General features: G+C 71.7%; 1 protein-coding gene. It reads left to right on the top strand.

Translation table 11 applies throughout. The annotated features are described in order from the left end of the window. A partial coding sequence (locus tag I59_RS03850; protein WP_022902739.1) for an RNA helicase occupies positions 1-1,957 on the top strand: 1,957 nt, incomplete at its 5' end. Positions 1,958-2,045 lie beyond the last annotated feature (88 nt).

Here is a 2,045-nt window from a genome sequence, read left to right as displayed (position 1 = left end):
AGAGGTCATCCTCCACCTGCCGACCGAGTTCCGGCTGGTCTCGCTGAGCGCGACCGTGTCGAACGCCGAGGAGTTCGGTGACTGGCTGCAGACCGTCCGCGGCGACACCGACGTCATCGTCTCCGAGGACCGCCCGGTCCCGCTCGAACAGCACGTCCTCGTCGGCTCGAAGATGGTCGACCTGTTCGACTCCAGCGGCGCAGCAGCCACGAACCGCGTGAACCCCGAGCTCCTCCGCCTGGTCGGGGGAGCGTCCCGGAGCGAGCGGCACGGCGGTGGACACCGCGGCGGACGGGGCCGGGGCGGCTACCACGACCGTCGGGGGCCGCGCACCGAGAAGCTGTACCGCGAGCAGATCGCCCACATGCTCGACGACCGGATGCTCCTGCCGGCGATCTTCTTCGTGTTCAGCCGCGCCGGCTGCGACCAGGGTGTCCGCAACGTCCTCCGCTCGGGACTCTCGCTGACCACCGCGGACGAGCGTCGGGAGATCCGCGAGTCGGCGGAGTACCACTGCCGCACCCTGCTCGACGAGGACCTCGCCGTCCTCGGGTACTGGGAGTGGCTCGAAGGCCTCGAGCGGGGCGTCGCGGCGCACCACGCGGGGCTCCTCCCGGCGTTCAAGGAGGTCGTCGAGGACCTCTTCCAGCGGAAGCTCCTCAAGGTCGTCTTCGCGACGGAGACCCTCGCCCTCGGCGTCAACATGCCCGCCCGCACCGTGGTGCTGGAGAAGCTCGAGAAGTTCAACGGCGAGGCGCGCGTGCCGATCACGCCGGGGGAGTACACGCAGCTCACCGGTCGTGCGGGCCGCCGCGGCATCGACGTCGAGGGTCATTCGGTGATCCAGTGGACCGACGGCCTCGACCCGCAGGCCGTCGCCTCGCTCGCCAGCCGACGCACCTACCCGCTGAACTCGTCGTTCAAGCCGACCTACAACATGGCCGTGAACCTCATCGACCAGTTCGGACGGAGTCGCACCCGCGAAGTCCTCGAGACGTCGTTCGCGCAGTTCCAGGCCGACCGGTCCGTGGTCGACCTGGCGCGCAAGGTGCGGTCGCAGCAGGAGTCCCTCGACGGCTACCGCCAGGCGATGACCTGCCACCTCGGCGACTTCACCGAGTACGCGGCGCTGCGGCGCGAGCTCTCGGACCTCGAGCGCACGAACGTCCCCGGTGGCCGCGAGGCCTCGCACGGTGCCCGCAAGGAACGCCAGGCCGCGATCACCGACGTCCGACGTCGGATGCAGCGGCACCCCTGCCACGCCTGCCCCGACCGCGAAGCCCACGCCCGCTGGGCCGAGCGCTGGTACAAGCTGAAGCGCGCCAACGACAAGCTCGTGCAGCAGATCCGGTCGCGCACCGGCGCCGTCGCCACGACGTTCGACCGGGTGACGGACGTGCTCCTGCAGCTCGGCTACCTCGTCGCGACGGACGACGGCTCCGGCGAGGCCACGGTCGCCGCCGGTGGGCGTCGTCTGCAGCGGATCTACGGCGACCGTGACCTGCTCGTCGCCGAGTGCCTCGAGGCCGGCGTGTGGAAGGAGCTCACGCCCGCGCAGCTCGCCGCGATGGCCTCCACGATCGTGTACCAGCCCCGACGCGAGGACGCCCCCGGAACGGAGCACGCCCTGCCGCGCGGTGCCTTCCGCCCCGCGCTCGACGAGACCCTGACGATCTGGGCCCGCCTCGACGACATCGAGCGGGACGCGCGGCTCGCGGGCTCGCAGCCGCCCACACCGGCGATGGCGGTCGGGATGTTCCGGTGGGCGTCGGGCTCCGCGCTCGACGACGTCCTCCGGACGCTCGACATGCCGGCCGGTGACTTCGTGCGCTGGTGCAAGCAGGTGATCGACCTCCTCGACCAGGTCCGCAACGCGGGCGATCCGGACCTCGCGCAGACCGCGCGGCGTGCGACGGACGCGGTCCGCCGCGGCATCGTCGCCTACGCGACGGTCTGACGGGAGGCCCGGTGCCTGGTTCCGAGTCCGACGTGCGTCCGCAGGACGCCGAGTCCGACGTGCGTAACGCAGGGCGCCGGGTCCGACG

It is taken from the genome of Curtobacterium sp. B8 (assembly GCF_000333315.1).
GTDB classification, from domain to species: domain Bacteria; phylum Actinomycetota; class Actinomycetes; order Actinomycetales; family Microbacteriaceae; genus Curtobacterium; species Curtobacterium luteum.
The sequence above is the reverse complement of the archived record's forward strand: the minus strand, read 5'-3'. Positions and strand labels throughout refer to the sequence as shown.